Origin of the sequence: Mesorhizobium erdmanii USDA 3471, assembly GCF_000472705.1 — a bacterium.
Classification (GTDB): domain Bacteria; phylum Pseudomonadota; class Alphaproteobacteria; order Rhizobiales; family Rhizobiaceae; genus Mesorhizobium; species Mesorhizobium erdmanii.
The window spans coordinates 38,768-64,411 of record NZ_KI421453.1; the positions used below are offsets into that span (position 1 = coordinate 38,768).

Below are 25,644 nucleotides of genomic sequence, written 5' to 3' on the forward strand. Positions count from 1 at the left end.
TTCCGGCTCCACGGGTCTCTCTCCCACCAACAAGGTCTGCCGTTTCGGCATGTGTTTCAATTGAGATTTCAGACGGAACAGTTTAGAAAATCTCAAATGGCCATGCTCAACCGCGTCCATCTCAACGGCCTTCGCGCCGTCGAAACCGTTGCCCGTCTCGGCTCGCTCGCGGCGGCGGCCGGCGAACTCAACGTTTCTGTCAGTGCCGTCAGCCAGCAGATCAGCCGTACCGAGAAGCAGCTCGGCCAGGCGCTGTTCGAGCGCACGGCGAGCGGTTTGGTACTGACCGAGTTCGGCGCCGTTTTCGCGACCCGCCTCGGCGCCGGCTTTCGCGAGCTTGCCCATGCCGTGGCGCTGGCCGACGAAGCGACCCAATGCACATTGGTCGTCTCGGTGGCACCCGCCTTCGCTTCGAAATGGCTACTGCCGCGATTGTCGCGTCACTTCGATAGACATCCCAATGTACTGCTGCGCATCGATGCGTCGGTGCGGCTGGCCAATCTGGATCATTCCGACATCGACATCGCCATCCGGCTCGGCGACGGCAAATGGCCGGGCGGGCGATCGGAACTGCTTCTGGCACAGGAGGTTTTTCCGGTCTGTGCCCCAGTGATCGCCAGGAAACTGGGCTCGATCGAGGACCTCGCCCAGACCTGCGCCATCACGGACGAGCGGGCGATGATCAACTGGGAAAGCTGGTTCGCGGCTGCCGGCGTCCCACCGGTCACCTTCCAGAAAGGAGCGCGCTTCACCGACCCGATGCTGTGCCTGGAATCGGCGATCGCCGGCCATGGCGTGATGCTGGGCTGGCAATTGCTGGCCGCGGATGCGCTGGCCGACGGTCGGCTGGTCGCGCCGTTCGGCATCCGCGCCCAGAGCGGGCTCGGCTATTGGCTGGTGACCTCGTCAGCCAAGACGGAAAGCCGCAAGGTCCGGGACTTCAAGGCCTGGATCAAGGAAGAGATCGAGGCAACGATGGCGCGGTTCGGATCGGCGACCGCAAGGCCCGCCGGTGCGATCGCGGTGGAAAGCACCGTGTCGCCGGTCTATGTAGATCGAGAAATCCAACGACGACAGGCAGGACCATGACCACACATTCGCGCGGCGTTTCCGCAACGATCGACCCGGTGAAGCTCGACAAGCTGGCGGAAGTCGCCATCAAGGTCGGACTGCAATTGCAACCCGGGCAGGATCTGGTGCTGACCTCTTCAATCGCGGCCCTGCCGCTGACCAGACGGATCGTCGAGCACGCCTACAAGGCCGGCGCCGGACTGGTGACGCCGATCTTCAACGATGACGAGATGACGCTGGCGCGCTACCGCTATGGCGCCGACGCGGGTTTCGACCATGCCGCCGGCTGGCTCTATGAAGGCATGGCGAAGGCTTTTTCCAACAATGCGGCACGGCTTGCCGTGCGCGGCGAGGATCCGTCACTGTTGTCGGCACAGGATCCGGCGAAAGTGGCGCGCGCCAACAAGGCGAATTCGATGGCCTACCAGCCGGCGCTGGAGAAGATCACCGGCTTCGACATTAACTGGAACATAGTCGCCTATCCGGACCTCGCCTGGGCCAGGCAGGTCTTTCCAGGCGATGCCGACGATGTCGCGGTGGTCAAGCTCGCCGATGCCATCTTCGCGGCGTCACGGGTCGACGTGGAAGACCCCATCGCAAACTGGACGGCGCACAATGCAGCGCTGAGAGGCCGCACCGAATGGCTGAACGGCCATAACTTCCACGCCCTGCATTTCACCGGACCGGGCACCGACCTGACGGTCGGGCTGGCGGATGGCCATGAATGGATGGGCGGCGCCTCGACCGCCAAGAACGGCATCACCTGCAATCCCAACATTCCGACCGAGGAGGTCTTTACCACACCGCATGCCAGGCGCGTCGAGGGCCATGTCTCCTCGACCAAGCCGCTCTCCTACCAGGGCACGCTGATCGACGAGATTTCGGTGCGTTTCGAGGGCGGGCGCATCGTCGAGGCTAAAGCTTCAAAGGGTGAGGATGTCTTGAAGAAAGTGCTCGACACCGATGAGGGCGCGCGCCGTCTCGGCGAAGTGGCTTTGGTGCCGCATTCCTCGCCGATCTCGGCCAGCGGCCTGCTGTTCTTCAACACGCTGTTCGACGAAAACGCAGCCTGCCACATCGCGCTCGGCCAGTGCTATTCGAAATGCTTCGTCGATGGCGCCTCGCTCAGCCAGGACGAGATCGCGGCGCGCGGCGGCAACAGGAGTTTTATCCACATCGACTGGATGATCGGCTCGGACAAGATCGACATAGACGGCGTCCACAAGGACGGCGGCCGCGTCCCGGTGATGCGCAAGGGCGAGTGGGTCTGAGGGCAGGCTTGCGGGAGGGTCCGGTGGCCTTCGACCTGATGGTGAAGCGGATCTACAAGCAACCCGCAGCCGATGACGGGCAGCGGGTTCTGGTCGACCGCATCTGGCCGCGCGGCATCAGCAAACAAGATGCCGCGCTGACGCTGTGGCTGAAGGAGATCGCGCCGAGCGATGATCTACGCAAGTGGTTCGGACATGTACCGGCGCGTTGGGCGGAATTTCAGGAGCGGTACGGGGCCGAACTGGATGGCAACGGTGAGGCGGTCGCGCAGCTTCGTGCCCTCCTCGGCAAAGGTCGGGTGACGCTCCTCTATGGCGCGCATGATGAGGCGCACAACAATGCGGTGGCGTTGGCGGCGTATCTGCGCGGGACAGGGTGAAGGACGGGGGACTGCTTCAAAAGCGGCATGCGAAAGCATTCACAATTAGCGATCGGCCACTACGCGTTCGTCATCCTCGGGCTTGACCCGAGGATCCATGCCGCGGCCTCAATGAAGGGCGCAGCGGAGCTATAATCTGCACCGTTGCAACGCTCATGAGTCCCGGCATGGATCCCTTGGGCTGCAGAGCAGCTCCAGGGGTCTGCGCCGCGTCGCTCCCCTCCTTGCTCCGCCATAGGATGACGAAGTGAGGGGGGTGCCCTACTTCACCGCCGCCGCATAAGCCTCCGGCTTGAACCCCACCAAAATAGTGTCGCCAACCTCCAGCACCGGCCGCTTGACCATCGTCGGCTTGGCGAGCATCAGCGCCTTGGCCTTCTTCTCATCAAGGCCTTGCTTGTCCTTGTCCGCCAATTCGCGAAACGTCGTGCTGCCCTTGTTGAGCAGCTTTTCCCAACCGACCTTGCCGACCCAGCCATCCAGCCGCTTCGCGTCCAACCCCTCCGCGCGAAAATCGTGGAAGCGATAGGCAACGTCATGGCCCTCCAGCCACACGCGCGCCTTCTTGATCGTGTCGCAGGTGGTGATGCCGTACATGGTGATCGTCACGAATGACCTCGTTCGGATGAAATTTCGAATCTCGCCGAGCCTAGGCTTGCCCTATCCGCATTGCCAGTGTTTCGCGATCGTTCGAATTTGGCTCTTGCCAATACTAAGGTTTTTTCCTAAGTATTTGCTCCAACCAAATCGGATCATGGGTCGAGAAATCATGGGCAAGCTTGTCGTTGCGGAACTCATATCGATCGACGGCGTGTCGGAAGCGCCGGGCGGCGAGCCTGGCTACCGGCACACCAATTGGGTGGGCAAGCGCCACGAGGCCAAGCAGATCGAGCACAAATTCAAGGAAGTGCTCGACCACGAGGCACTGCTGATCGGAAGGGTGACTTATGAAAGCTTCGCTGGCGCCTGGCCGGCCTATAAGGGGCCATTTGCCGACCGCATGAACGGCATGCCGAAATATGTCGTCTCCTCGACACTTAAAGATCCAGCCTGGAACAATACCATCGTTCTGCAGGGCGAGCCGATGGCGGCCGTGGCCAGGCTCAAGCAAAGCCTGAAGGGCGGCATTCTCGTCGGCGGCAGCCGCATGCTGGCCAACGCGCTCCGCCGACACGGCCTGGTCGACGAATACCGGCTGATGGTGTTTCCCGTCATCCTGGGCAGCGGCGCCGCATTCTTCGACCGGACCGAGGACGCGACCAATTTGCGGCTCACCGCCACGCACACCTTCCCGAACGGCGCGGTCGAGCTCGTCTACCAGGTGCTGCAGGGCGGGGAAATCTGACGATGAGCCTGCAGACCGCCAGCCTCGGCCCACCGCCGATCGACGGCATCTTCCGAGCTCTTGCCGACCCGACGCGTCGCCGCGTGGTCGAACGGCTGAACAGGAGCCCAGCCTCGGTCAGTGAACTGGCGCAGCCTTTCGAGATGGCGCTCCCCTCCTTCATCGAGCACCTCAAGGTGCTGGAAGGCTGCGGGCTGGTGCGATCGGAAAAGAGCGGCCGCACCCGAACCTATCAACTGGCGCCCGAACCGCTGAAGCTCGCCGAGAACTGGCTGGCCGAACAGCGGACACTGTGGGAGCGCCGCCTCGATCAGTTTGACGCCTATGTGATGACCCTCAAGGAGCAGGAAAAATGAGCTACCCCTTCAAGCCGGATCCCAGACTGGACCTCGTGCTGGAGCGCGTGCTCGACGCGCAGCGCGAACTTTTGTGGCGCGCCATGACGACGCCGGAGCATGTCAGGCAATGGTTCACGCCAAAACCCTGGCTGATCACCGATTGCGAGATCGATCTGCGGCCAGGCGGACTGTTTAGGACACGCATGCAGTCGCCCGACGGCAAGGAAGTCAGCGACCGCCATTGCTGCTATCTGGAGATCGCGCCGAACGAGCGGCTGGTGTGGACGGATGCGCTGCAGTCGGGCTATCGCCCGTCAGGCGAGCCCTTCATCACAGCGGTCATCGCGCTCACGCCCGAAGGCAGGGGCACGCGCTATACCGCGACCGCCATACACCGCGACGAGGCAACCCGCGACAGTCACGAGGAAATGGGTTTCTTCGACGGCTGGGGCACGGTGGCCGACCAGCTTGCAGAGTATGTAAAGACGATGTGAGCGTCACATGGCGGCCAAGGGATTGCCCCTGCCGCCATGCTCGTCTTTCAGCCCTGCAGCGGAGAGCGCAGGCTCCAAGAAGGGCTGGAATTTCCGGCCTCAGTAGTAAAAACGCTCTTCAGTGATCTTGCCGTTCTTGACCGTGTAGAGGCCAACCTCGTCCATGGTTACACGCTGGCCGGTGGCCTTGGGCGTGATGTCGAACGTGAAGCGCACCGCGAACTGGTCGCCATTGACATAAGGGCCTTCGACCGAGCCGCCATGGACTTCGTGGTTCTCCTGCCACCATTGGCTTTTCTGCCTGAGGGCCTCCTTGCCGTGGCTGACGGCCATCGGCCCCTCCATGGCTTCGTAGCTGGCGATGTCATCGGCATTGTACTTCTCGGCAGCACCGTTGTGGTCTCCCTGCTTGAGGAGCTCGGTGAAATCCTTTGCAATGTCCGTAATGGTCATTTTGTGTTCCTCCTGTTCAGACGCACTCGAAGTAGGGAAGCGCTTGCCGGCCCGCCACCTGTGCCCGCATGACAGCTGACAACCCGTGTCAGGACGATCGAGATAGCGCAGCTGTGTGACGACGATTTCTCACATACTGGCCAGAGAATCGTCCTGACCGGTCAATTGCCAACGTCCACACTCCTCGTAGACGCCTTTGCCGATGAGACTGTGGATCAGCACGAAATCCGGACCAACAAGCAAAAACCGGGGCCGACACCGCTCCTTGCAGCATGTGCCCGCGCAGCTGTGCGGCGACTTTGCGAAGGTGGTCAGCCCGGCAGCACAGGGCAGTTGGCCCCACGGCGCAGGCTGATATGCGCTACGTCGCCGACGCTGAATCGAAAGCCTTCGGCCTGGCGCGGGGCATCGATGACGATGGAGGTCCCCTGACCTATCTGGGCGTGAAGGCGCAACGTGCGGCCGTGGAAGACGACACCGCTCACCCGCGCCGGCGCGGTGCCGTAGGCTGCCTCGGCGGCCGCCAGCAAATCCTCCGGGCGCACGCCGATGGTACGTGTGTCGCCCGCGGCCGGCGTCTCGCCATTGTCTGATATAGCCTCCAGCGGCAGGTCACCGGCGGCAAAGCGCAAACGCTCGCCATCGCGGCCGAGAAAGCGCGACTGCAGGAGGTTCATCGTGCCGATGAAGCTGGCGACGAACTTGGTGGCGGGCCGGTCATAGAGTGTCGCCGGCGGCGCGATCTGCTCGATGCGGCCCTTGTTCATGACGACGATGCGGTCGGAGATCGACAGCGCCTCGGTCTGGTCGTGGGTGACCATGACGAAGGTGGTGCCGAGGCGCGATTGCAGACGCTTCAGTTCAACCTGCATCTGTTCGCGAAGATGCGCGTCGAGCGCCGACAACGGCTCGTCGAGCAACAGCACGCGCGGCTCGCAGACGATGGCGCGGGCGAGCGCGACACGCTGGCGCTGGCCGCCCGAGAGTTCCAAGACGCGGGCGCGAAGCTTGTCGGCGAGGCCGACCATGTCCAGGGCCTCGCCGACGCGCTTTGCCTGCTCGGCGCCGGTGAGTTTTCGCAGGGACAGGCCGAAGCCGACATTTTCGGCGACGTTCATGTGCGGAAACAGCGCGTAGTCCTGAAACACGGTGTTGACAGGCCGATCGAAGGGCCGAAGGGCCGTGATGTCGCGGCCGTCGAGCAAGACCTTGCCGCTCGACGGGCTTTCGAAGCCGGCAATGACGCGCAGGCTGGTGGTCTTGCCGCAGCCCGACGGCCCGAGCAGCGTGATGAACTCGCCGCTGAAAATGTCGAGGTCGACGGCATCGAGTCCCACGATGCCGCCGGGGAAAACCTTCGAGACGGCTTGAAGCCTGACGAGTGGATCAGGCGCCATCGCGAACCTCGGAGGGTTTCGTGGTGTTGACCCAGAGGATCCGGCATTGCTCGGCGCCGGGATTGCGGAAAGCGTGCAACAGCGTGCTCTTGAAGGCAAAACTGTCGCCGGTCTTCAGCCCGTATCTTGTCGAATCCACCACCAGTTCGACCTCGCCCGAAAGCACATAGCCGAATTCATGGCCGGCATGGGCATAGGCTTCCGCCGTGCCGCCATCGGCTTCCACCGTCACCAGCATGCCGGTGAGCGTCGCGCCCGGCGGTGACAGCAGCGCCTTGGCTATGCCTTCAGACTTCACCGGAATCGCTCGGCGCTTGTCGGCGCGCACGCAATAGAGGTCGTTGACCGCGTCGTTGCCGTCCGCGATCAGCGCCGACGGCTCGATATCGAGCGCGGCGGCGAGTGGCCAGATCACCTTGACGCGCAGCGAGGACATGCCGCGCTCTATCTGGCTCAGCGCTCCGATCGACACGCCGGCCTTTGCCGCCAGTTCGGCCAGCGAAAGGCGGCGCTCTAGCCGCAGCGCCCGCACGCGCCGGCCGACGCGAATATCGGCATCGTCCTTGGGTTTTTCGGCGGCTTCGTCGACTATGTCCATCCGTTGGTCCTTGTTGTCTTTCCCTTCTCCATTGTGGGAGAAGGTGGATCGGCGCGCAGCGCCGAGACGGATGAGAGGTGTTCCAGCGGAGTGAGACGCTTGCGTTCCCCGGAGCACCCCTCATCCGGCCGCTTCGCGGCCACCTTCTCCCACAAGGGGAGAAGGGAAGATCGCGCTCAGCCGCCGGCTTTCACCTTCTCGAACATCTTCGCCATATCGTCATTCTGCTTCATCGGGCCGGTGAAGATCGTGCTCTTCAACATGACATCCGGGTCGGCCGGCAGCTGCAGCTTCTCCAGTTCCTCCTTGGATACCCCGGCGAAGGCAGTGCTCAGCGAGCTGCCGTAGCCGTAGGACTGGATCAGGAACTTGCCCGAATCGGCATCCAACCGGCTGTTGATGAAGTCATAGGCGAGATCGACATTCTTGGCGTCCTTCAACATGACGAAGCCGCAGGCCCAGGTCAGCATGCCCTCCTTCGGCTTCATGAATTCGACCGGCACGCCCTGTTTTTTCAGCGAGGTGGCGGACGCGTTCCAGGTCATGGCGGCAACCAGTTGGCCGCTGGCCAGCGCCTGCTCGACCGAAGTCATGTCGGTGGTATAGCTCGACAGCAGCGGGCGCTGTTCGCGCAGTTTTGCCGCGACCTTGTCCATCTGCTCGGGTGTCATGTCGAACGGATTGACGCCGGCGAGCAGTGCGGCAACGATCGGCGTGTCGTGCACGGCATCGATTGTCGCCATGCGGCCGGCATATTGCTTGTCCCACAGAAGGTTCCAGCTCGCCTCGGGGTTCTTCACCAGATCGGTGCGGTAGAGGATAGAGGTGTTGCCCCAGTCCCACGGCACCATCCAGACCTTGCCGTCGCCGGCCTGAAGGTCGGGCAGGTTCTTGAACACCGGGAAGATCGAATCCCAGTTCTTGATGCGCTTGGTGTCGATCGGCTGCAGCAGGCCTTCCTTGTTCCAGCGCGCCACCTTGTCGTAGCAGGGATGGGCGATGTCGGGCCGGAAACCGGCCTTGACCTTGGTGAAGGCGTCGTCGTCGTCACCAAAGATCGAGGCCTCGACGCCGTCAGGGTGGGCGGCAAGGAAGCTCTTGTTGAAGTCGGGCAGTTCGTAGCCCGACCAGGTGAAATATTGCAGCTTTTCGGCGGCCAGCGCCACGGTCGAAGACAGGGCGAGCGCCAATGCGGCGAGGCCGGCGCGGGCCTTTTGTCCGGTCAGAGATCTCATGTGGAATGCCATTTTCGTTCTCCTCTCATTGTTGTTGTGGTCAGGCTGAATTGCGGCGCTGGGCGCCGAGTCCGCGGTGGCGCAGGATCTCGGCGGTGCCGGCGATGATGAAGGACACCGCCAGGATCACTGTCCCCAGCGCCATGACGGTCGGCAGCGAGCGGGGGAAGCGCAGCTGGCTCCAGATGTAGAGCGGCAGGGTCGGCTCGGTGCCGGCAAGGAAGAAGACGACGATGAATTCGTCGAAGGAGATCAGGAAGGCGAGCATGAAGGCCGACAGCACGGCAGGCAGGCTGAGCGGCAGCATGACGCGCCGGAACGTCGTCCAGTCGGAAGCGCCGAGGTCGAGCGCCGCCTCGCGAACCGTCTTGGGGATGGCGGCGAAACGGCTGCGCATGATCACCACCGTGGTCGGCAGTGCCACCAGGATGTGGCCGAGCACGATGGCGACGCGTGACGGCCCGAGGCCGATCAGATTGACCAGGATCAGCAGCGATATGCCGACAATGACGCCGGGGATGAGGATCGGCAGCCGGGCGATGGCGCTGATGGTGGCGGCCAATGGCGAGCGGCCGTAGAGGTCCATGTAGGAAACGGTGATGCCGCACAGCGTGGCGCCGCAAGCCGCGATGACGCCGATGACGAGGCTGTTCAACAGCGCGCCCGACAGCGCCGGGTTGCCGTAGAGCGTCTGGTACCATTGCAGCGTGAAGCCTTGCAGCGGAAACGCCGCCTGGATGGAATCGTTGAAGGAAAACAGCGGGATCAGCAGGACTGGCAGATAGAGGAAGACGAGATAGGCAAGGACGTAGAGGCCGAGCCAGCTTCCATCCCGTTTCGTGATGGCGCGTTCGACTCTCATGTGCGGCTGCCAAACCGGCGGTCGGCGCCGCGCGCGACCAGCACCACGACCAGGATGACAAACATGACGCAGACCGAAAGTGCCGCGCCGAACGGCCAGTCGTTGGCCTTGCCGAACTGCGACTGGATCAGCGTGCCAATCATGGTACTCCCCGGGCCGCCGACCATGGCCGGGGTGACATAGTCGCCGACCGTCGGCACGAAGACGACGAGCGCCGCGGCCAGCACGCCTGGCATCGAATTGGGCAGCACGACGCGACGGAACGCGGTGAATGGCCGGGCGCCGAGGTCGGAGGCGGCTTCGAGCAGCGATTTCGGGATGGTGTCCAGCGCCACATAGATCGGCAGGATGGCGAAGGGCGCATAAGCGTGGGCGAGCGTGACGACCACCGCCGCCGGCGTGTTCAGAAAGGCCAAAGTCGGCTCTGACCAGATGCCGCTTTCGATCAGCGCCGAGTTCAGGACGCCATTGTAGGCGAGCACGATCTTCCAGGCGAAGACGCGCAGGAGATAGCTGGTCCAGAACGGCAGCGTCACCAGGAACAGCAGCAGGCCACGCCGCCGCCCGGCATGGAAAGCAAGATAGTAGGCGACGGGATAGGCGGTGACGACCGTTGCCAGCGTCACGAGGCCGGCGATGACCAACGAGCGCAGCGTCACAGTCCAGTAGAGCGGATCTGTCGCCACGGTGGCAAAGTTTGCGATGGTCAACCCAACGCCGAGCAGCGAACCGTCATTGCCGCGGAAGGCCAGGAACAGGACAAGGCCCAGCGCAAACAGGATCAGCAGGAAGGTGACCAGCGCCCCCGGGAGCAGCATGGCAAACCGGAAGCCCGATGAAGAGCGGGCCTCTTGGGCTTGCGTTGCAACGATGGTCGACATCGACCTACTCACCGACATTTTGAAATTGACTAAGCATTTTTCATACTCATGAAACTGTCAAGCGGAATTCGGCCGCCAGAAATGGTTGCGGTCAACGTCTCACGCCGCCCGATGCAAGGCGACAGGATTGGATGCACCGCATGAAACTCCGCCGAAAATTTCATGCTCTTGAAAACGCCATTCAGTTTCTGCGGTGCCTAAAGCCCGGATTCATGGCCAAAACACAGCACCTTTGATCGCCATCGATGGGATGGACCTTTGAAAGGAATCCGGTGAAAGTGCCGCGCCGACCCGGCACGCCCGCATTTTTTCGGTGATCAGAGGACTGCACGCATGACCAACCCGACACATCTGCCTGCCGAAGGCCTTTTTGTCGGCCGCGCCAAAAGCGCGTCGCATCCGCTTGTGGTCACGGTGCGCGACGGCGCCGTCTTCGACATCACCTCGACGGCGGCTCCGACCGTGCGCGACATCTGCGAGATGGCCGATCCGGCCGGCTATCTGCGCTCGGCCAAGGGCAAGCCGATCGGCTCGCTCGACGACATCGCGGCCAACAGTTTCGAGGCCAGGCGCGATCCGGCCAAACCCAGTCTCCTCTCCCCAGTCGACCTGCAGGCGGTCAAGGCGTCGGGCGTGACCTTCGTCGTCAGCCTGCTCGAGCGCGTCATCGAGGAACAGGCGCGCGGCTCGGCGGAAAAGGCCGACGCCATCCGCGCCGACATTGCCGGGCTGATCGGCCACGATCTTTCGAAGCTGAAGCCCGGCTCGCCGGAAGCCATGGAGATCAAGGCCAAGCTGATCGCGCGTGGCGCCTGGTCGCAATATCTGGAAGTGGGCATCGGCCCCGACGCCGAAATTTTCACCAAGTGCCAGCCGATGGCCTCGGTCGGCTTCGGCGCCGATGTCGGCCTGCACCCAGTGTCGACCTGGAACAATCCCGAGCCGGAGATCGCCATGATCGCCGCCTCGAGCGGCAGGATCGTCGGTGCGACCATCGGCAATGACGTTAATCTGCGCGACGTCGAAGGGCGCTCGGCACTGCTGCTCGGCAAGGCCAAGGACAACAACGCCTCGGCGTCGCTTGGGCCCTTCATCCGCCTGTTCGACGACACGTTCTCCATCGACGACGTGAAGCAGGCTGTCGTGCGCCTCAAGGTAGAGGGCGAGGATGGCTTCTCATTGGAGGGTGCAAGCTCGATGGCCGAGATCAGCCGTTCGCCCGAAGAACTTGTTGCTGCCGCCATGGGCCCGCACCACCAGTATCCGGACGGGCTGGCGCTCTATCTCGGCACCATGTTCGTGCCGTCGAAGGATCGCGGCGAGAAGGGCAAGGGCTTTACCCACAAGGTCGGCGACATCGTCACCATCTCGTCGGAAAAATTCGGTGCGCTGGTCAACCGGGTGCGGTTGTCGCCCGATTGCCCGCACTGGACCTACGGCGCCAGCCATCTGATGCGCGACCTGGCGAAGGCCGATCTCATCTAGCGAAAGCGGCGCCGGCAAATCGACGCTGACAAAGGTGCTGGCGGGCTCGGCCCCTTCACCGATCATCCGACTGCCCTGAAAAGTCACCCCGGCTGATGCAATCTGATGGGTCTGCTGATGGCGCGGCGTCAGCCGCCAACTACATCTGCAGATGGAGGCTTGCCATCCGTCGAAAAAGGGAATGCTCTGTGGCATCCGAGCGGCGCTGGCAAAAGACGCGGATCCGGCTGAAGCCGGAACAAGGGACGGATCATCTTCAACCGGGAGGAAATCAAATGCTGACAAGACTGAGACTTGTGCTCTACGGCTTGCTGGTCGCGCTGACGGTCATTCCGGCCGCGGCACAGGCCAAGACCTTCTACTGGATTTCGCATGGCGGCCCGGCCGATCCGGTGTGGACCTACTTCCTGGCCGGCGCCAAGCAATGGGCCAAGGACACCGGCAACACCGTGAACACCTCGTTCCACAATGGCGACGTCGCCTCCCAGCAGGAAGCGGTTCGCGCCGCCCTCTCCGCCAAGGCCGACGGCATCGTCACCACCAGCCCCGATCCGGGCAGCCTCGTCGAGATCGTCAAGGAAGCCCGCGCCGCCAATATCCCGATCATCAACTTCAACACGCCCGATCCCAAGGCCAATTTCAATGCCTATGTCGGCGGCGACAACGTCACCTTCGGAAAGCATTGGGCACAGTATCTGGTCGACAAGGGCCTGGTGAAGAAGGGCGACTTCGTCTGGATGCCGGTCGAGATCCCCGGCGCCACCTATGGCGTCCAGGAAGAGGAAGGCATCAAGAGCGTCTTCGGACCGCTCGGCATCACCTATGAAGTGACCGAGGCGACGCTCGACCAGGCAGAGGTCATCAACCGCATGGTCGACTACCTCACCGCCCACAAGGGCAAGGTCAAAGCCATAATCGGCCTCGGCGACCTCGTCACCGGCTCGATCAAGCGGGTGTTCGACCAGGTCGGCGTCAAGCCGGGCGAAATCCCGGTCGTCGGCTGGGGCAATTCGCTCGATACCACCCAGGAAGTGCTGAACGGCTACGTCAATGCCGGCCAGTGGCAGGACCCGCAGGCGACCAGCTATGTCGCGCTCTCGCTCGCCAACATGGCCGCGTCAGGCATTCCTCCTGGCTTCAACGTGATCACCGGCGCGCTCTATGAGAAGGACACCGCCGCGGTCTACGACAAGATCCTGTCCGGCAAGTAACATCCCGGCCCCAAACAGTCGCGACCCTATCCACGGTCGCGACTGTCTTGTCCATTCGCCGAGCCTCGTCCGATCCGGCGCAGGTGTCAGCCATTCCCATCATGTCGCGGATTCCCTGTGGAAAATCATTCGCTCATCCAACGCCTGATCGCGCGGCCTGAATTCGGTCCCTTCGTGCTGCTCGTCGTCGAGATCGGCGTCTTCTGGGGCTTCAACCACGACTTCCTGTCGCCGCAGAACATCTCCAACACGCTGGCCTTCACCGTCGAACTCGGGTTGATCGCGCTGGCAATGACCTTGCTGATGACATCGGGTGAATTCGATCTGTCCGTCGGCTCGCTGTTCGGCTTCTCACCGGTGCTGATGTGGACGCTGTTCAACAGCGGCGTCACCTCGCTGGAAATGGGCTTCGTCGTCGCGCTGGTGGTCGCCGCGCTGATCGGCCTGGTCAATGGCTGGTTCGTCACCCAGCTCAAGATCCCGTCCTTCCTGGTGACGCTCGGCATGCTCCTGGTGGTGCGAGGCAGCGCGCTTTTCATCACCGACGGCTTTCCGCAGCGCACGTGGAGCGCGGAGGGCAGTTGGCTGGCGGAAGCGCTGGTCGGCGACTTCTTCATCGGGCCGTTCCGCATCTACATGTCGTTGTTCTGGTTCATCGCCGCGGCGATCGCTCTCGGCTACGTGCTGACGCAAAGCCGGACCGGCAACTGGATCCAGGCGGCAGGCGGCAATCCCAATGCGGCGCGCGCCCGCGGCGTCAATGTCAACCGCGTCAAGATCGGCTTGTTCGTGCTGTCGTCGCTCATGGCCTCGCTAGCCGGCGTCATTTCCTCGCTGCGCACCTCCGCCGCCAACCCCAACAGCGGCACCGGCTACGAACTCGAAGTCATCGCCATGGTGGTGATCGGCGGCACGGCGCTGACCGGCGGACGCGGCACCATCATCGGCACGGTGCTCGGCATCCTGATCCTGCGCGTGATGCGCAACGGCATCGTGCTGATCGGCGTGCCGGGCCTCGCCTACAACATCTTCATCGGCGCGATCATCCTTGGCATGATGGCGCTCCACTCATGGCTGGAACGCCGGCATCAGGCAGGGACTTGAACCATGGCCGAGCCACTGATCCGCATGCAGAACATCCGCAAGTCCTACGGCCGCGTGCAGGCGCTCGAGGACGCTAATTTCCATGTCAATGAACGAGAGATCGTCGGCCTGCTCGGCGACAATGGCGCCGGCAAGTCGACGCTGATCAAGGTTTTGTCGGGCGCGGTGCCGCTGACCAGCGGCGACATCTTCATTCGCGGCAAGAAGGTCACCTTGCGCAGCACCAGCGACGCCATCGCTCAGGGCATCGAGACCATCTATCAGGATTCCGCACTGGTCACCCAATTGTCGATCGCGCGCAATCTGTTCCTCGGGCGCGAACCGATCAAACCGCCGCGCTTCTTGAATCGCATGGATCAGGAGGCGATGAACACGGTCGCCCGCGACCTGCTCAAACAGGTCGGCATCTCGAAGAACATTCCGCCGACGACGCCGATCGGCTCGCTCTCCGGCGGCGAGCGCCAGGCGGTGGCGATCGCGCGCGCCATGCATTTCGACAGCGACCTCATCATCCTCGACGAGCCGACCAACAATCTCGGCGTCGCTGAAACGCAAGGCGTGCTGAGTTTCGTGCGCAGCGCCCGTGATTCCGGTCATTCCTGCATCTTCATCGCGCACAACATCCATCACGTCTTCCAGGTGGTCGACCGCATCGTCGTCATGCGCAGGGGCAAGGTGGTTGCCGACGACATCGATCCGAAGACGACAACCGTGACGGAAGTCGAGAGGATCATCACCGGCATGTCGGACAAGGAAATCCGCGACGCCGTCGCCGACGGCAAACCATCGCACTGAGGACGGGTGGAGGCCGTCTTGGCGAAGCAGCCGAATGCGCGTCGGGGTGATGGAGGCCGATCATCCCTCCCTCGGATCGCATCGCCTTGTACATCAGCTGCTCAATTGCTTGTCTGGCGCGCCATCGCATCGGCGCATAGGTTTGCGGCATGAAAGCCACCGTCTCCGACATCGCCAGGAATTGCGGGCTCTCGACCGCGACGGTCGACAGGGTGCTCAACAATCGCCCCGGTGCCAGCGCCGCCAACCGGCAACGCGTCATGGAGGCCGCCAAGCAGCTTGGCTATCTGCCGGTCGCCGACCAGGTGACGCTTCCCTCGAAACCCGCGAACCTCGAATTCTTCCTGCCGATCGGCAGCAACGCCTTCATGCAGGATCTGGCAAAGCACATCGAGGATTATTCATCGCGCCTGCCGTTGGTCGCCTCCTGCCGGATCCACAACCTCGCCGGCATCTCGCCGAGCGCGCTGCAGACAGCGGTCGAAAGCCTGTCGCTGAAGGCCAACGGCGTCGGTGTCATCGCCATAGACCATCCACGAACCCGCAACATCCTTCGCGACATCGTCGAGGCCGGCATCCGCCTGGTGACGCTGGTGTCCGATATTCCGGCCGCTCCCCGCTCGGCCTATGTCGGCATTGACAACCGGGTGGCGGGGCGAACGGCGGCCCTTTTGATGGGGCGTTTCCTCGGCGGATGCGAGGGTCATCTGGCGATGGTCGTCGGTTCGCGCTCCTATCGCGGTCACGAGGAGCGTGAAATGGGCTTCCGCTCGGTGCTTGGCGAAGAATTTCCCAACCTCACCGTAACCAGCGCCGTCGAGATCAACGACGAGCCGGATGCCAGCTACGCCGAAACCATGAAGGCGCTGCGCAACGAACCCGATCTGCTCGGCATCTATTGTGTCGGCGCCGGGCGCTCCGGTGTCGCGAAGGCCATCCGCGAAGCCAGGCCCAATCGCAAGCCGGTGTTCATCTGCCACGACCTGACGCGAGAGACGCGCGGTTATCTCGTCGATGATCTCGTTGATGTCGTCATCGATCAGAACGCCCGGCTGATCGCCGAACAGTCGGTTATCCGCCTGCTCGGCTCCATTGCCTCATCGGCGCCCTATCTCACCCGGAAATTCATCGAGCCGCGCCTGATTTTCAGGGAAAACGTACCGGTGCAGTGAGGCAGGGCGGGTTGGCAACGCTGGCCTGTGGCATTTGTAGGATAATTGACACGGCAAATCTGCACAGCTGCTATGCACAATTCATTGTTGCCGAATCATTGGGCAACTCGTAGGTTCTGGTTGTCGGCCATCTACTCCTCCCAGATGCGATGCCGACGCTGAATGGGGTGCACCTCCTCCCGCGCCGCATTCGAAATCGAGCCCGCTGCCACCTCCTCCCGGCAGCGGGCTTTTTTCGTTCGGTGTGGGGAATTCGTCCGCCGCCCGCGCCGAAGGGCCGGGCGTCACCTCGCTCATACGACCGGTAAATCACCAGCAGTCGCGGCGGATTTCAACCGGCGGCGGTGCCTCGGAAGGAAACGATCAGTCCCTCGGCCATGCGCACGAACTGCGTGCTCGGGCCCTCGGCACCCACGGTCTGCACGCTGACGCGGGCACCCTCGAACAACAGCGACAGCGTATCGGCGAGCAGTTCGGCCTGACCAATGCCCGCATCCCGGCACAGCGTCACAAGGCGCTCGCGCTGGGCTTCCTTGAGCTCCTTGATCACCAGCCTGGCCGGATGGTCCGGCTCGGTCAGCTCAGCGGCGGCATTGGCCATGTCGCAGCCACGGCCGTCGGCATTGAGCATTGCAGCCGCCTTGCGGACCCAGGCATGCAGCTGGGCGAGCTTGTCGCCTGGAAATTCAGCCTCGAATGCTTCCCACATCGCGCCGGCCTTGGCCGCATTGGCGCGCAGGCACTCGACGATCAGATCGTCCTTGGATTCGAAGTGACGATAGAGCGTCATCTTGTTCGTGCCAGCGGCTTCGGTGATGGCGTCGACGCCGACGCCCTTGATGCCGTGCTTGTGGAACATGTCACGCGCCGTCTCCAGGATTCGATCCCGGGGACGCGAGCGTTCCACGACGCCTTCTGTCATCATGATCTCCTTTCGTTTCCTAAAAACCACGGCCACCTCTTGACTAGGGTGTTACCGGTCTGTAACTATGCAAATGTTACTTACTGGTAACACCTATGTCGTCGATCGTCAATAACAAGGCCGTGAACTGGTCCTGCCAGACGAGAGCGACGGAAAAACTGCCAATCATGCGGCTTCGGCCGGTGAGGAAATGAAAAACGGTTCGCGAGCATGGGCTGCGAATCGACAGACAAGGAGCCGGCCAATGCCACAGCGCCGCGATCTTACCATAGAAGAGGCCGTCCGGGATCCAATGATCCGGCTGGTCATGAAAGCAGATGGGGTCGACCCCCGCGCCTTCGAGTCAATGCTTCGCTCGCTTGCCAAGCGTCGTGAGGTGCCGTTGCTGCGTTCACGGGAAGCCTCCCGTGACGGGCACGGCCAGTTGTCCAGGGTTGCCAGCGCCTTCGGGCGGGCAACAGCAGCCGGCGAGGCATGCGTGTCGTGGTAAACTTCTTCATCCACCGTCCGATCTTCGCCTCGGCGATCGCCATCATCATGGTGCTCGCCGGGACGATTTGTTATTTCCTGCTGCCGGTCTCGCAGTTTCCCGACATCACCCCGCCACAGGTCGTCGTCAGCGCCCATTATCCGGGCGCCAGCGCGCAAGTCGTGGCCGACACGGTGACGACGCCGCTGGAGCAGCAGATCAACGGCGTGCAAGGCATGACCTACATGTCGTCGACGAGCTCCAATGACGGCTCCTCGACCATCACCATCACCTTCGATGTCGGCTATTCCCTTAGCACCGCCGCCGTCGACGTCCAGAACCGCGTCAGCCAAGCGGCCTCGTCGCTGCCGGCGATCGTCAACCAGGGCGGCGTGACGATCAAGAAGCAGAACCCGAACTTCGTTCTCATCGTCAACCTCACCTCGCCCGACAATTCCGTCGACCCGGTGGCGCTCTCGAACCTTGCCTATCTGCAGGTCGTCGATCCGTTGAAGCGTCTGCAAGGCGTCGGCGACGTGCAGATTTTCGGCGAGCGGCGCTATTCGATGCGCGTCTGGCTCGACCCGGACAAGCTCGCCAATCTCGGCATCACCGCCGTCGACGTGCAGAATGCCATCGCCGAGCAGAACGTCCAGGTGGCGGCCGGCAAGATCGGCCAGTCGCCGGCGCCCGCCGGCACCGCTTTCGAAATGCAGGTCAATGCCGTCGGCCGCCTGAGCGACCCGAAGGAATTCGGCGACATCGTGGTGCGCGCCAACACCGATAGCGGGTCGCTGGTGCGGCTGCGCGACGTTGCGCGCATCGAACTCGGCGCGCTGCAATATTCGTCCTCGGCCTTCTTCGGCAAGGACCCTACCGTCGTTCTCGCCGTCTACCAGATGCCCGGTTCAAACGCGCTCGACCTTCAGCAGCGCGTCAAGGACAAGATGCAGGAGCTGTCGACGCGATTCCCGAAGGGCGTCTCCTACGCCATGCATTACGACACGACGCGCTTCGTCTCGGCCTCGATGCATGACGTGCTGATCACACTCGGCGAAGCGCTGGTGCTGGTCGTCGCCGTGGTGTTCATCTTCCTGCAGAGCTGGCGCACGACGATCATCCCGACCATCGCCATTCCGGTGTCGCTGGTGGCGACGCTCGTCGTCATGGAGATGATGGGCTTCTCGCTCAACATGCTCTCTCTGCTCGGCATGGTGCTGGCGATCGGCCTTGTCGTCGACGACGCCATCGTCGTGGTAGAGAATGTCGAACGACAGCTCGAGGCGGGGCTCAAACCGCTGGCGGCGACAAAGGCCGCCATGGCCGAAGTCACCGGTCCGATCATCGCCACCACCGCCGTGCTGATGGCGGTGTTCGTGCCGGTCGCCTTCATTCCCGGCGTCTCCGGCAAGCTCTACAACCAGTTCGCACTGACGGTGGCGATTTCGGTCGGCATTTCCGCCTTCAATTCGCTGACGCTGAGCCCCGCGCTCAGTGCCGCTTTCCTGCGCCATCGGCACGGGCCACAGTTCTTCCTGTTCCGCTGGTTCAACACCGGCTTCGACAGGATGTCGCATGCCTACGCCCATGGCGTGCGCTTCCTCATCCGCTTGCGCTGGATCATGCTCGGCCTGTTCGCGGCCGGACTGGTGGCCACCTACTTCGTCTGGCAGAAGCTGCCCTCGACCTTCCTTCCGGTCGAGGACCAGGGCTATTTCTTCGTCGTCATCCAGTTGCCTGACGGTGCCTCGCTCGAACGCACCGACGCGGTGGCGCAGAAGGCGCGTGACATCCTGCAGGCAACGCCCGGTGTCGACATCGTCGGCTCGATCAGTGGCCTGAACTTCCTGACCAGTGCGGCGCAGTCGAACTCGGCGGTCGAGTTCGCCATCCTGAAGCCCTGGGAGGAGCGTACTCCCGACCAGAGTGCATCGAAGCTCGTTGCCGATGTCCGCGGCAAGCTGTTGCAGATACCGGAAGCCTTCGCGCTCTCCTTCGATCCGCCTTCGATCCCGGGTATCGGCACCACGGGCGGCTTCGAGTTTGTCGTCGAGGATCTAACCGGCCGTGGCAGCAACGCCCTCAACGATGCGACGCAAGCCGTGATCGCCGAGGCGCGCAAGCAGCCCGAAATCAATCCGCAGCAGCTGTTCTCGCCGTTCTCGACCTCGACGCCGCAGTTCAACTACGACCTCGACCGAAGCAAGGCCAAGCTTCTCGGCCTCAACCTGCCCGACGTCTTCAACACGCTGCAGATCTATCTCGGCTCGCTATACGTCAACGACTTCAACCTGTTTGGCCGCACCTTCCGGGTGACCATCCAGGCCGACAAGGATGCACGTGCGGGTGCGGCCGACATTTCACGGCTCTATGTGCGCAACGCGTCGGGCGGTATGGTGCCGCTCAGCACGCTGGGCAAGCTGGTGCCGTTCGTCGGCCCGGAAACCGTGCCGCACTACAACAACAACGCCTCCGCCTCGATCAATGGCGGTGCCGCACCCGGCTTCTCCTCGGGCCAGGCGGTCGCTGCCATGGAACGGGCGGCTGCCACCGCGCTGCCCAGGGATTTCGGTTTCGAATGGACCGGCATCACCTTCCAGGAGCTCAAGGCAGGATCGATCGCGTCCGTCGTCTTCGGCCTCGCCATCGTCTTCGTCTTCCTGATTCTGGCGGCGCAGTACGAGAGCTGGGCGATGCCGTTCATGGTGCTGCTGGCGGTGCCGCTCGCTCTGTTCGGCGCGTTCGCCGCACTGTGGGCACGCGGCATGCAGATCGACGTCTACTCGCAAATCGGCTTCGTCATGCTGATCGGCCTGGCGGCGAAGAACGCGATCCTGATCGTCGAGTTCGCAAGACGGCGGCGCGAGGAAGGCCTGAGCATCATCGAGGCGGCGATGGAAGCCGCGAGGCTGAGACTGCGGCCAATCCTGATGACGGCCTTCGCCTTCATCCTCGGCGTGCTGCCGCTGATGTTCGCCACCGGCGCCGGTGCCGCCAGCCGCCAATCGATCGGCACCACCGTCTTTGGCGGCATGGTCGCCGCGACCATCCTGTCGCTGGTGTTCGTGCCGGTCTTCTACGCGGTCATCGAACAGCTGCGGGAGCGCCGCGAAAGCGGCGAACCCGCCTCCAAGCACACTGAACCAACCGCCGAACCCGCCTTCCCTCCCCTGGCGCAAGCGGCCGAATAAGATTGGAGAAATATCATGCGTAAATGGAAAATCGCGTTGGGAACGGCTGTCGCGCTGGGTGCGATCTCGGTGGCCAGCGTTCACCTGCTCGACATGGGCAATCTCAGGCTGAGCGGCGCTACGGCCGGGGCGGCGACGCCGGCTCCGGCGGCATTCGTGATGCCGGTGCCGGTGGCGAGCGTGGTCAAGAAGACGATCCCGATCTATCTCGACTACGCGGCCCGCATCGAGCCTATCCGCAGCATCACGCTGCAGGCGCGCGTGCCTGGCTACCTGCAGGAACAGACAGCGCAAGACGGCGCCGATGTCCGCCAGGGCGACCTTCTCTACAAGATCTCGCCTGACGACTTCCAGGCTGCGCTCGATCAGGCGAGAGCCCAGGTGCAGCGCGATACGGCGACGCTCGACTATGCGCGTTCCAATCTCGGCCGCGGCTCCGAGCTCGCCAAGAGCGGTTACCTGGACAAGGACAGTTTCGACCAGCGCACCAGTACCTTGCGCCAGGCGCAGGCGTCGCTGGCGCTCAACCAGGCGGCCGTACGCACGGCGGAACTCAACCTGAGCTACGCCGAGATCCATGCTCCGTTCGCCGGGCGCCTCGGCCGCAACCAGGCCTCGGTCGGAACGCTGGTCAGCGTCGCCGGCACCGTGCTCAACACGCTGGTCCAGCTCGATCCGATCTATGTCACCTTCAATCCGAGCGAGACGGATCTGGCCGAGATCGAGCAGGCCCGCGCGGCCGGGCCGATCGAGGTCGAGGTTCTGTTGCCGGGCACGACCGAGTCCAGCCAGAAGGGCGAACTCACCTTCATCGACAACACGGTCGACCATTCGACGGGAACTATCACTGCCCGCGCCACGATCGGCAATGCGAAGTTTTCGCTCATGCCCGGCCAGTATGTTCGCGTACGTCTGCATATCAAGCAGCAGCCCGATGCGCTGATGGTGCCGCAGACAGCGCTGGGTTCGAGCCAGCTCGGCAAGTACCTCTACGTCGTCGGCAAGGGCAACACGGTCGACCAGCGGCTAGTCTCGCTTGGCCCGACCAGCGGCGACCTGGTGGCCATCCTCAGCGGCGTCTCCGAGGGCGACCAGGTGATAACAGGCAATCTGCAGAAGATCGGACCCGGAATGCCGATCTCGCCACTGCCACAGAAACCGGCTACCTGAATCCCCCGCAGGCCCGGTTTCCGCGCGGCGCCCCCGACCTTTTCTCAGGTCGCGGGCGCCGTTTTCACGAGCAGGCCGACCAAAGCGACGACATCGGCTCGATCGGCCTTGGCCGGCGGCATGAAGGCGCAATAGGGATGACCGAGACGCACCGAGACTGGTGAGAGCGCGATCAATCGCCCTGCCTCCAGATCGGCCTGTGCCATCACACGCTGACCAAGGGCAATGCCCAGACCCAGCCTCGCTGAAGCGATCGCTAGGCTTGAAAGACCGACTCGCCGCCCATGCGACGGGTCGGGCGAACGGCTGCCGCCGCATGCCGCGAACCAATCCGTCCAGGTCGGGTGCGAAGCATAGTTCGGCCCCCAATTGGTGTGGATGAACAGGCTCTCATGCAGGTCGGTGAGACCGGAAACGCCTTTGCGGTGCCGGTCCCAGAATTCCGGCGCGCAAACCGGCAGCACATCGTCATGGACGAGGCGGACCATGCGCAGGCCCGGGTAGTGATAGTCGCCATAGGAGATGCGCAGATCGACATTTTGGCGCAACAGGTCGATCGGATCGTCCTCTACCCGGACATCGATCGCCATGTGCGGGTAGGCATCGAGCAACTCAGCCAGCCTCGGCGCCAGCCATAGTTCGGCCAGCGAAAACGGCACGCTGACGACCAGACGCGTCCTCAAACCGCCTTCCAGCATGCGCTGGCCGATGGCGGCGATGTCGCCAAGCGCACGCGCGGTCTGCGGATAGATGGCATGGCCGGCGTCGGTCAGCGTGATGCGGTTGCCCGTGCGCACGAACAGTTGCTTGCCGAACCAGGTCTCGAGGTTGCGGATCTGCTGGCTGACCGCGGCCGAGGACACACCAAGTTCGCTCGCCGCCAAAGTAAAGCTGCCGGTGCGGGCGGCGACCTCGAAGGCCTTGATCGCGTTCAGCGGCGGCAGCTTTTCCAAATCAGACTCCATAAGTTTTTCTTGGCTGATCCTAATAATTTTCCACGTTGAGAGAAAGAATTTTTTGCCGTCTCATGCACTCGAAACCTTGGAGCCGATGACCATGAAAGACATTCTCGATCTCGACCGCTTCCCGCTCGACCGCGAAGGCAGCGCCGAATGGAAGCATCTCGTCGAACAATCGATCGCTGCGCTCGAAGCCGACGGCATGTTCAATCTAGAAGGTTTTCTACGGCCAGGCGTCGCCGAACGGGCGGTGCGGGAAATCACGCCGGTGATGGACACGCAATCCCATGTCCACAAGAGGATGCACAACATCTACTTCAAGCCCAGCATTCCCGAACTCGCCCCCGACCATCCGGCGCTGCGCAAGGTCGAGACCATCAGCCATACCGTCTGTGCCGACCAGATTCCGGGCAGCACCGTGCTTGCCATCTACGAGTATGAACCGCTTGTGCGCTTCCTCGCGGCGACGATGGGCAAGGCAAAGCTGCACGTCATGCAGGACCCGCTGGCCCGCACCAACGTCATGGCCTATCGCGCCGGCGAAGCGCTGAACTGGCATTTCGACCGCTCGGAATTCACCACTACCCTCCTCCTGCAGCAGGCGCAGAGCGGTGGCGACCTCGAATATCGCACCGATCTCAGATCGGACGATGATCCAAATTATGACGGCGTCGCCCGACTGCTGGAAGGCCGTGATCCCGACGCAAAAATCCTGCGCATGAAGCCGGGTACACTCAATGTGTTCCGCGGCAAGAACACCGCGCACCGGGTCACCACGGTCGAAGGCGAGCGCGAACGCATGATCGCGGTGTTTTCCTACTATGAGAGGCCAGGCGTGATGTTCAGCGCCGAGGAACGGGTCGGCTTCTATGGCCGCGCGGCCTGACCCCGCCCCACCGCATCCGGATCAGATTGCGCAGACGATGAAAGAATCCAAAAATGACATCTTGTTAGATTGTCGACAATCTGATTGTCTTGCCTTCTGTTCTCGCTGGAGTGGGCCGGATGGTGAAGACGGAGTTCAGCCCGATTGCCGACACGACGCGCCGCGCCGAAATCGTCGCGCTGCTGCGGCGGGCGATCCTGACCGGTCAGTTGGGACCCGGCCAGAAGCTCAACGAGCTCAGGATTTCAGAGCAGATGCGGGTCAGCCGCGCGCCATTGCGCGAGGCGATGCGTGAGCTCGTGCAGGAAGGCCTCCTCTCCAGCATTCCCTATGCCGGCACCTTCGTCATCGACGTCACCGCCAAGGACATTGACGATGCCTATTCGCTCAACCAGGTGCTTGACGAATTCGCCATCGCGCGCACCTGGCCGCTGCGCGACCAGCGCTTCTTCGATGAGCTTGACCGGCGCCACGAAGCGGTGAAGCAGGCGACCCGCAACCTCGACACAACAAGGCAGATCGAGACGGCGCTGCAACTGCATGGGCTGATCTATGAATGGGCCGACAATTCGGTGCTGCTGGAAACCTGGCAGCGGCTGATCAGCCGGCTGCAGATGTATTTCGCGCTGCACCAGCATGCGCGCAACGAGCCGGTGCCGGCCGAAGACGTTCATGAGACTTACGTGCGGCTGCTCAAAGGCACCGACATGGGCGCCGCCCAGCGCCATGCCCGCGAGCATATCCACCTCGATTTCGAACAGCTGCTTTCCTACGCACGCGGCCTCGAACAGCGCCCATCGAGGGGCGCCTGATCAATTCCCAGACTTTGCAGCCAACGGACAGACACGTGCGCATCGAAACCATCAAAGCCTACCATGTCGTGCAGCCCTTCGTGGACGGACCCTACCGGATGTCGAAGGGGCGCGAAGCCGACGCTTTCGACGCGGTGATCGTCGCCATCACAGCCGACGGCGGCTTGACCGGCTGGGGCGAGATGGCGCCGCTTGGCAATTTCTACTCGGCCGCGTTTCCCGCTGGAACGCGCGCGGGCGTGCCGGAAATCGCGTCGCATCTCATCGGCCACGATCCGCGCGGCCTGGCCAGCATCGGCCGGCTGATGGACACGGTGTTCAAGGGCCATCCCTACATCAAATCAGCGCTCGACATGGCCTGCTGGGATCTCGCCGCGCGCGCCGCCAACGTGCCGCTGGTGACACTGCTGGGCGGCAAGGAAAGCGAGACGGCCGAACTCTACAAGGTGGTCACTCACGGCAGCGTCGACGCCATGGCGGCGCTGGCAAAGCGCATCGTCAGGGACGGCTTCCACCGGCTGCAGGTCAAGGTCGGCGGCAATGTCCATGATGACATCGAGCGCGTCACAGCGGTCGCCGCCTCCGTGCCGAATGGCACCGTCATCTTCTGCGACGCCAATGCCGGCTGGACCCCCTATCAGGCGCGGCAGTTCGCCGATGCCACACGCGCCATCGACTACACATTCGAGCAGCCTTGCACGACGATCGACGAGAACATGTCGGTGCGCCGCATGCTCGACAAGCCGATGGTGCTCGACGAATCCGTCACCTCGCTCGAGGCAATGCTGGAAATCCATCGCCTGGGCGCAGCCGACGGATTGACGCTGAAAATCTCGCGGCTCGGTGGCGTGACCAAGACGCGCCAGATCCGCGACGTCGCCGTCGACCTCGGCTTCATGATCACGGTCGAGGACACTGGCGGCGCCGAGATCGACACATCAGCCATGGCGCATCTGTCGCTGTCGACGCCGGAGGAACGCCGGCTGCACGCCATCGCTTTCCATGAATGGGTGACGGTGCGCACCGCGTCGAACAAGCCGCCGGTCACCGGCAGCCGCATGGGCATTCCGGACGGGCCAGGCCTCGGCATCGACGTCGTTCCCGACCTGATCGGCGTGCCGTTCTTCGAGATCGGCGGCTGAG

25 protein-coding genes are annotated in these 25,644 nt (G+C 63.1%); 16 read left to right on the forward strand and 9 right to left on the reverse strand.

Annotated features, from left to right (window positions below; all coding sequences use genetic code 11):
- The first annotated feature begins 96 nt into the window (after positions 1-96).
- Genes A3AU_RS0127655 through A3AU_RS0127665 form a run of 3 tightly spaced genes read left to right on the forward strand, consistent with a single transcriptional unit; the run spans position 97 to position 2,722 of the window.
- Positions 97-1,089, forward strand: coding sequence for a LysR substrate-binding domain-containing protein (locus A3AU_RS0127655; protein WP_027055754.1), 993 nt, complete (start codon positions 97-99; stop codon positions 1,087-1,089).
- Positions 1,086-2,342, forward strand: coding sequence for an aminopeptidase (locus A3AU_RS0127660; protein WP_027055755.1), 1,257 nt, complete (start codon positions 1,086-1,088; stop codon positions 2,340-2,342). Before A3AU_RS0127655 ends, A3AU_RS0127660 begins: the two co-directional genes overlap by 4 nt.
- 23 nt (positions 2,343-2,365) lie before the next feature.
- Complete coding sequence (locus A3AU_RS0127665; protein WP_027055756.1) at positions 2,366-2,722, forward strand: DUF488 domain-containing protein; 357 nt, start codon at positions 2,366-2,368, stop codon at positions 2,720-2,722.
- 261 nt (positions 2,723-2,983) lie between these two features.
- On the opposite strand, the gene A3AU_RS0127670 is transcribed toward A3AU_RS0127665, so the two are convergent.
- A complete protein-coding gene (locus tag A3AU_RS0127670; RefSeq protein WP_027055757.1) occupies positions 2,984-3,331 on the reverse strand; it encodes an ArsC family reductase in 348 nt (115 codons plus the stop codon).
- 160 nt (positions 3,332-3,491) lie between these two features.
- Between A3AU_RS0127670 and A3AU_RS0127675 the strand changes: the two genes are divergently transcribed.
- Genes A3AU_RS0127675 through A3AU_RS0127685 form a run of 3 tightly spaced genes read left to right on the forward strand, consistent with a single transcriptional unit; the run spans position 3,492 to position 4,899 of the window.
- Positions 3,492-4,067, forward strand: coding sequence for a dihydrofolate reductase family protein (locus A3AU_RS0127675; protein WP_027055758.1), 576 nt, complete (start codon positions 3,492-3,494; stop codon positions 4,065-4,067).
- Positions 4,068-4,069: 2 nt separating this feature from the next.
- Positions 4,070-4,423, forward strand: a complete 354-nt coding sequence (locus tag A3AU_RS0127680; protein ID WP_027055759.1) for an ArsR/SmtB family transcription factor — start codon at positions 4,070-4,072, stop codon at positions 4,421-4,423.
- The gene (locus tag A3AU_RS0127685; RefSeq protein ID WP_027055760.1) at positions 4,420-4,899 is read left to right on the forward strand and encodes an SRPBCC family protein; all 480 of its coding nucleotides are present in this window, start codon (positions 4,420-4,422) and stop codon (positions 4,897-4,899) included. Before A3AU_RS0127680 ends, A3AU_RS0127685 begins: the two co-directional genes overlap by 4 nt.
- A 99-nt stretch (positions 4,900-4,998) precedes the next feature.
- Here the strand turns inward: A3AU_RS0127685 and A3AU_RS0127690 are convergent, their stop codons facing one another.
- The 6 genes from A3AU_RS0127690 to A3AU_RS0127715 form a co-directional block, all read right to left on the reverse strand.
- A complete protein-coding gene (locus A3AU_RS0127690; RefSeq protein ID WP_027055761.1) occupies positions 4,999-5,352 on the reverse strand; it encodes a SnoaL-like domain-containing protein in 354 nt (117 codons plus the stop codon).
- Positions 5,353-5,663: 311 nt separating this feature from the next.
- Positions 5,664-6,749 (reverse strand): ABC transporter ATP-binding protein, encoded by a 1,086-nt coding sequence (locus tag A3AU_RS0127695; protein ID WP_027055762.1) that lies wholly within the window; start codon positions 6,747-6,749, stop codon positions 5,664-5,666.
- Positions 6,739-7,347, reverse strand: coding sequence for a cupin domain-containing protein (locus A3AU_RS0127700; RefSeq protein ID WP_027055763.1), 609 nt, complete (start codon positions 7,345-7,347; stop codon positions 6,739-6,741). The genes A3AU_RS0127695 and A3AU_RS0127700 overlap by 11 nt, the downstream gene beginning before the upstream one ends.
- A 176-nt stretch (positions 7,348-7,523) precedes the next feature.
- Positions 7,524-8,594, reverse strand: coding sequence for an ABC transporter substrate-binding protein (locus A3AU_RS0127705; RefSeq protein ID WP_027055764.1), 1,071 nt, complete (start codon positions 8,592-8,594; stop codon positions 7,524-7,526).
- A 28-nt stretch (positions 8,595-8,622) separates the two neighbouring features.
- On the reverse strand, positions 8,623-9,444 hold the full coding sequence (locus tag A3AU_RS0127710) for an ABC transporter permease (RefSeq protein ID WP_027055765.1): 822 nt from the start codon (positions 9,442-9,444) through the stop codon (positions 8,623-8,625).
- A complete protein-coding gene (locus tag A3AU_RS0127715; protein WP_051355490.1) occupies positions 9,441-10,325 on the reverse strand; it encodes an ABC transporter permease in 885 nt (294 codons plus the stop codon). Before A3AU_RS0127715 ends, A3AU_RS0127710 begins: the two co-directional genes overlap by 4 nt.
- A 333-nt stretch (positions 10,326-10,658) precedes the next feature.
- On the opposite strand from A3AU_RS0127715, the gene A3AU_RS0127720 reads away from it, so the two are divergent.
- The 5 genes from A3AU_RS0127720 to A3AU_RS0127740 all read left to right on the forward strand — a co-directional run bounded on the left by A3AU_RS0127720 (position 10,659) and on the right by A3AU_RS0127740 (position 16,092).
- A complete protein-coding gene (locus tag A3AU_RS0127720; RefSeq protein WP_027055767.1) occupies positions 10,659-11,810 on the forward strand; it encodes a fumarylacetoacetate hydrolase family protein in 1,152 nt (383 codons plus the stop codon).
- A 275-nt stretch (positions 11,811-12,085) separates the two neighbouring features.
- Positions 12,086-13,021 carry a substrate-binding domain-containing protein gene (locus tag A3AU_RS0127725; protein ID WP_027055768.1) on the forward strand — a complete coding sequence of 312 codons (936 nt, stop codon included), beginning with the start codon at positions 12,086-12,088 and terminating at the stop codon, positions 13,019-13,021.
- A gap of 117 nt (positions 13,022-13,138) precedes the next feature.
- Positions 13,139-14,125, forward strand: coding sequence for an ABC transporter permease (locus A3AU_RS0127730; RefSeq protein WP_027055769.1), 987 nt, complete (start codon positions 13,139-13,141; stop codon positions 14,123-14,125).
- Positions 14,126-14,128: 3 nt separating this feature from the next.
- Positions 14,129-14,920 carry an ATP-binding cassette domain-containing protein gene (locus A3AU_RS0127735; protein WP_027055770.1) on the forward strand — a complete coding sequence of 264 codons (792 nt, stop codon included), beginning with the start codon at positions 14,129-14,131 and terminating at the stop codon, positions 14,918-14,920.
- A gap of 149 nt (positions 14,921-15,069) precedes the next feature.
- The gene (locus tag A3AU_RS0127740; protein WP_027055771.1) at positions 15,070-16,092 is read left to right on the forward strand and encodes a LacI family DNA-binding transcriptional regulator; all 1,023 of its coding nucleotides are present in this window, start codon (positions 15,070-15,072) and stop codon (positions 16,090-16,092) included.
- Between the two features lie 331 nt (positions 16,093-16,423).
- On the opposite strand, the gene A3AU_RS0127745 is transcribed toward A3AU_RS0127740, so the two are convergent.
- Positions 16,424-17,014 carry a TetR/AcrR family transcriptional regulator gene (locus tag A3AU_RS0127745; protein WP_027055772.1) on the reverse strand — a complete coding sequence of 197 codons (591 nt, stop codon included), beginning with the start codon at positions 17,012-17,014 and terminating at the stop codon, positions 16,424-16,426.
- Positions 17,015-17,488: 474 nt separating this feature from the next.
- Between A3AU_RS0127745 and A3AU_RS0127760 the strand changes: the two genes are divergently transcribed.
- Together A3AU_RS0127760 and A3AU_RS0127765 are read left to right on the forward strand one after the other, a co-directional pair.
- On the forward strand, positions 17,489-20,674 hold the full coding sequence (locus A3AU_RS0127760; protein WP_209444675.1) for an efflux RND transporter permease subunit: 3,186 nt from the start codon (positions 17,489-17,491) through the stop codon (positions 20,672-20,674).
- 15 nt (positions 20,675-20,689) lie between these two features.
- Positions 20,690-21,844, forward strand: coding sequence for an efflux RND transporter periplasmic adaptor subunit (locus tag A3AU_RS0127765; RefSeq protein WP_027055775.1), 1,155 nt, complete (start codon positions 20,690-20,692; stop codon positions 21,842-21,844).
- 44 nt (positions 21,845-21,888) lie between these two features.
- On the opposite strand, the gene A3AU_RS0127770 is transcribed toward A3AU_RS0127765, so the two are convergent.
- The gene (locus tag A3AU_RS0127770) at positions 21,889-22,809 is read right to left on the reverse strand and encodes a LysR substrate-binding domain-containing protein (RefSeq protein WP_027055776.1); all 921 of its coding nucleotides are present in this window, start codon (positions 22,807-22,809) and stop codon (positions 21,889-21,891) included.
- Positions 22,810-22,900: 91 nt separating this feature from the next.
- Between A3AU_RS0127770 and A3AU_RS0127775 the strand changes: the two genes are divergently transcribed.
- The 3 genes from A3AU_RS0127775 (at position 22,901) to A3AU_RS0127785 (ending at position 25,643) form a co-directional block, all read left to right on the forward strand.
- The gene (locus tag A3AU_RS0127775) at positions 22,901-23,689 is read left to right on the forward strand and encodes a HalD/BesD family halogenase (protein WP_027055777.1); all 789 of its coding nucleotides are present in this window, start codon (positions 22,901-22,903) and stop codon (positions 23,687-23,689) included.
- 119 nt (positions 23,690-23,808) lie between these two features.
- On the forward strand, positions 23,809-24,501 hold the full coding sequence (locus tag A3AU_RS0127780) for a GntR family transcriptional regulator (RefSeq protein WP_027055778.1): 693 nt from the start codon (positions 23,809-23,811) through the stop codon (positions 24,499-24,501).
- 35 nt (positions 24,502-24,536) lie between these two features.
- A complete protein-coding gene (locus A3AU_RS0127785) occupies positions 24,537-25,643 on the forward strand; it encodes a mandelate racemase/muconate lactonizing enzyme family protein (RefSeq protein ID WP_027055779.1) in 1,107 nt (368 codons plus the stop codon).
- The last annotated feature ends 1 nt before the right edge of the window (position 25,644 follow it).

Bases quoted from the DNA above. Each gene is read 5' to 3' on its own strand.
- A3AU_RS0127695 (WP_027055762.1), bottom strand. From the start codon at position 6,749: ATGGCGCCTGATCCACTCGTCAGGCTTCAAGCCGTCTCGAAGGTTTTC.
- A3AU_RS0127700 (WP_027055763.1), bottom strand. From the start codon at position 7,347: ATGGACATAGTCGACGAAGCCGCCGAAAAACCCAAGGACGATGCCGAT.
- A3AU_RS0127725 (WP_027055768.1), top strand. From the start codon at position 12,086: ATGCTGACAAGACTGAGACTTGTGCTCTACGGCTTGCTGGTCGCGCTG.
- A3AU_RS0127710 (WP_027055765.1), bottom strand. From the start codon at position 9,444: ATGAGAGTCGAACGCGCCATCACGAAACGGGATGGAAGCTGGCTCGGC.
- A3AU_RS0127655 (WP_027055754.1), top strand. From the start codon at position 97: ATGGCCATGCTCAACCGCGTCCATCTCAACGGCCTTCGCGCCGTCGAA.
- A3AU_RS0127735 (WP_027055770.1), top strand. From the start codon at position 14,129: ATGGCCGAGCCACTGATCCGCATGCAGAACATCCGCAAGTCCTACGGC.
- A3AU_RS0127740 (WP_027055771.1), top strand. From the start codon at position 15,070: ATGAAAGCCACCGTCTCCGACATCGCCAGGAATTGCGGGCTCTCGACC.
- A3AU_RS0127685 (WP_027055760.1), top strand. From the start codon at position 4,420: ATGAGCTACCCCTTCAAGCCGGATCCCAGACTGGACCTCGTGCTGGAG.
- A3AU_RS0127690 (WP_027055761.1), bottom strand. From the start codon at position 5,352: ATGACCATTACGGACATTGCAAAGGATTTCACCGAGCTCCTCAAGCAG.
- A3AU_RS0127780 (WP_027055778.1), top strand. From the start codon at position 23,809: ATGGTGAAGACGGAGTTCAGCCCGATTGCCGACACGACGCGCCGCGCC.
- A3AU_RS0127715 (WP_051355490.1), bottom strand. From the start codon at position 10,325: ATGTCGACCATCGTTGCAACGCAAGCCCAAGAGGCCCGCTCTTCATCG.
- A3AU_RS0127675 (WP_027055758.1), top strand. From the start codon at position 3,492: ATGGGCAAGCTTGTCGTTGCGGAACTCATATCGATCGACGGCGTGTCG.
- A3AU_RS0127770 (WP_027055776.1), bottom strand. From the start codon at position 22,809: ATGGAGTCTGATTTGGAAAAGCTGCCGCCGCTGAACGCGATCAAGGCC.
- A3AU_RS0127775 (WP_027055777.1), top strand. From the start codon at position 22,901: ATGAAAGACATTCTCGATCTCGACCGCTTCCCGCTCGACCGCGAAGGC.
- A3AU_RS0127705 (WP_027055764.1), bottom strand. From the start codon at position 8,594: ATGGCATTCCACATGAGATCTCTGACCGGACAAAAGGCCCGCGCCGGC.
- A3AU_RS0127765 (WP_027055775.1), top strand. From the start codon at position 20,690: ATGCGTAAATGGAAAATCGCGTTGGGAACGGCTGTCGCGCTGGGTGCG.
- A3AU_RS0127660 (WP_027055755.1), top strand. From the start codon at position 1,086: ATGACCACACATTCGCGCGGCGTTTCCGCAACGATCGACCCGGTGAAG.
- A3AU_RS0127760 (WP_209444675.1), top strand. From the start codon at position 17,489: ATGCGTGTCGTGGTAAACTTCTTCATCCACCGTCCGATCTTCGCCTCG.
- A3AU_RS0127720 (WP_027055767.1), top strand. From the start codon at position 10,659: ATGACCAACCCGACACATCTGCCTGCCGAAGGCCTTTTTGTCGGCCGC.
- A3AU_RS0127745 (WP_027055772.1), bottom strand. From the start codon at position 17,014: ATGACAGAAGGCGTCGTGGAACGCTCGCGTCCCCGGGATCGAATCCTG.
- A3AU_RS0127680 (WP_027055759.1), top strand. From the start codon at position 4,070: ATGAGCCTGCAGACCGCCAGCCTCGGCCCACCGCCGATCGACGGCATC.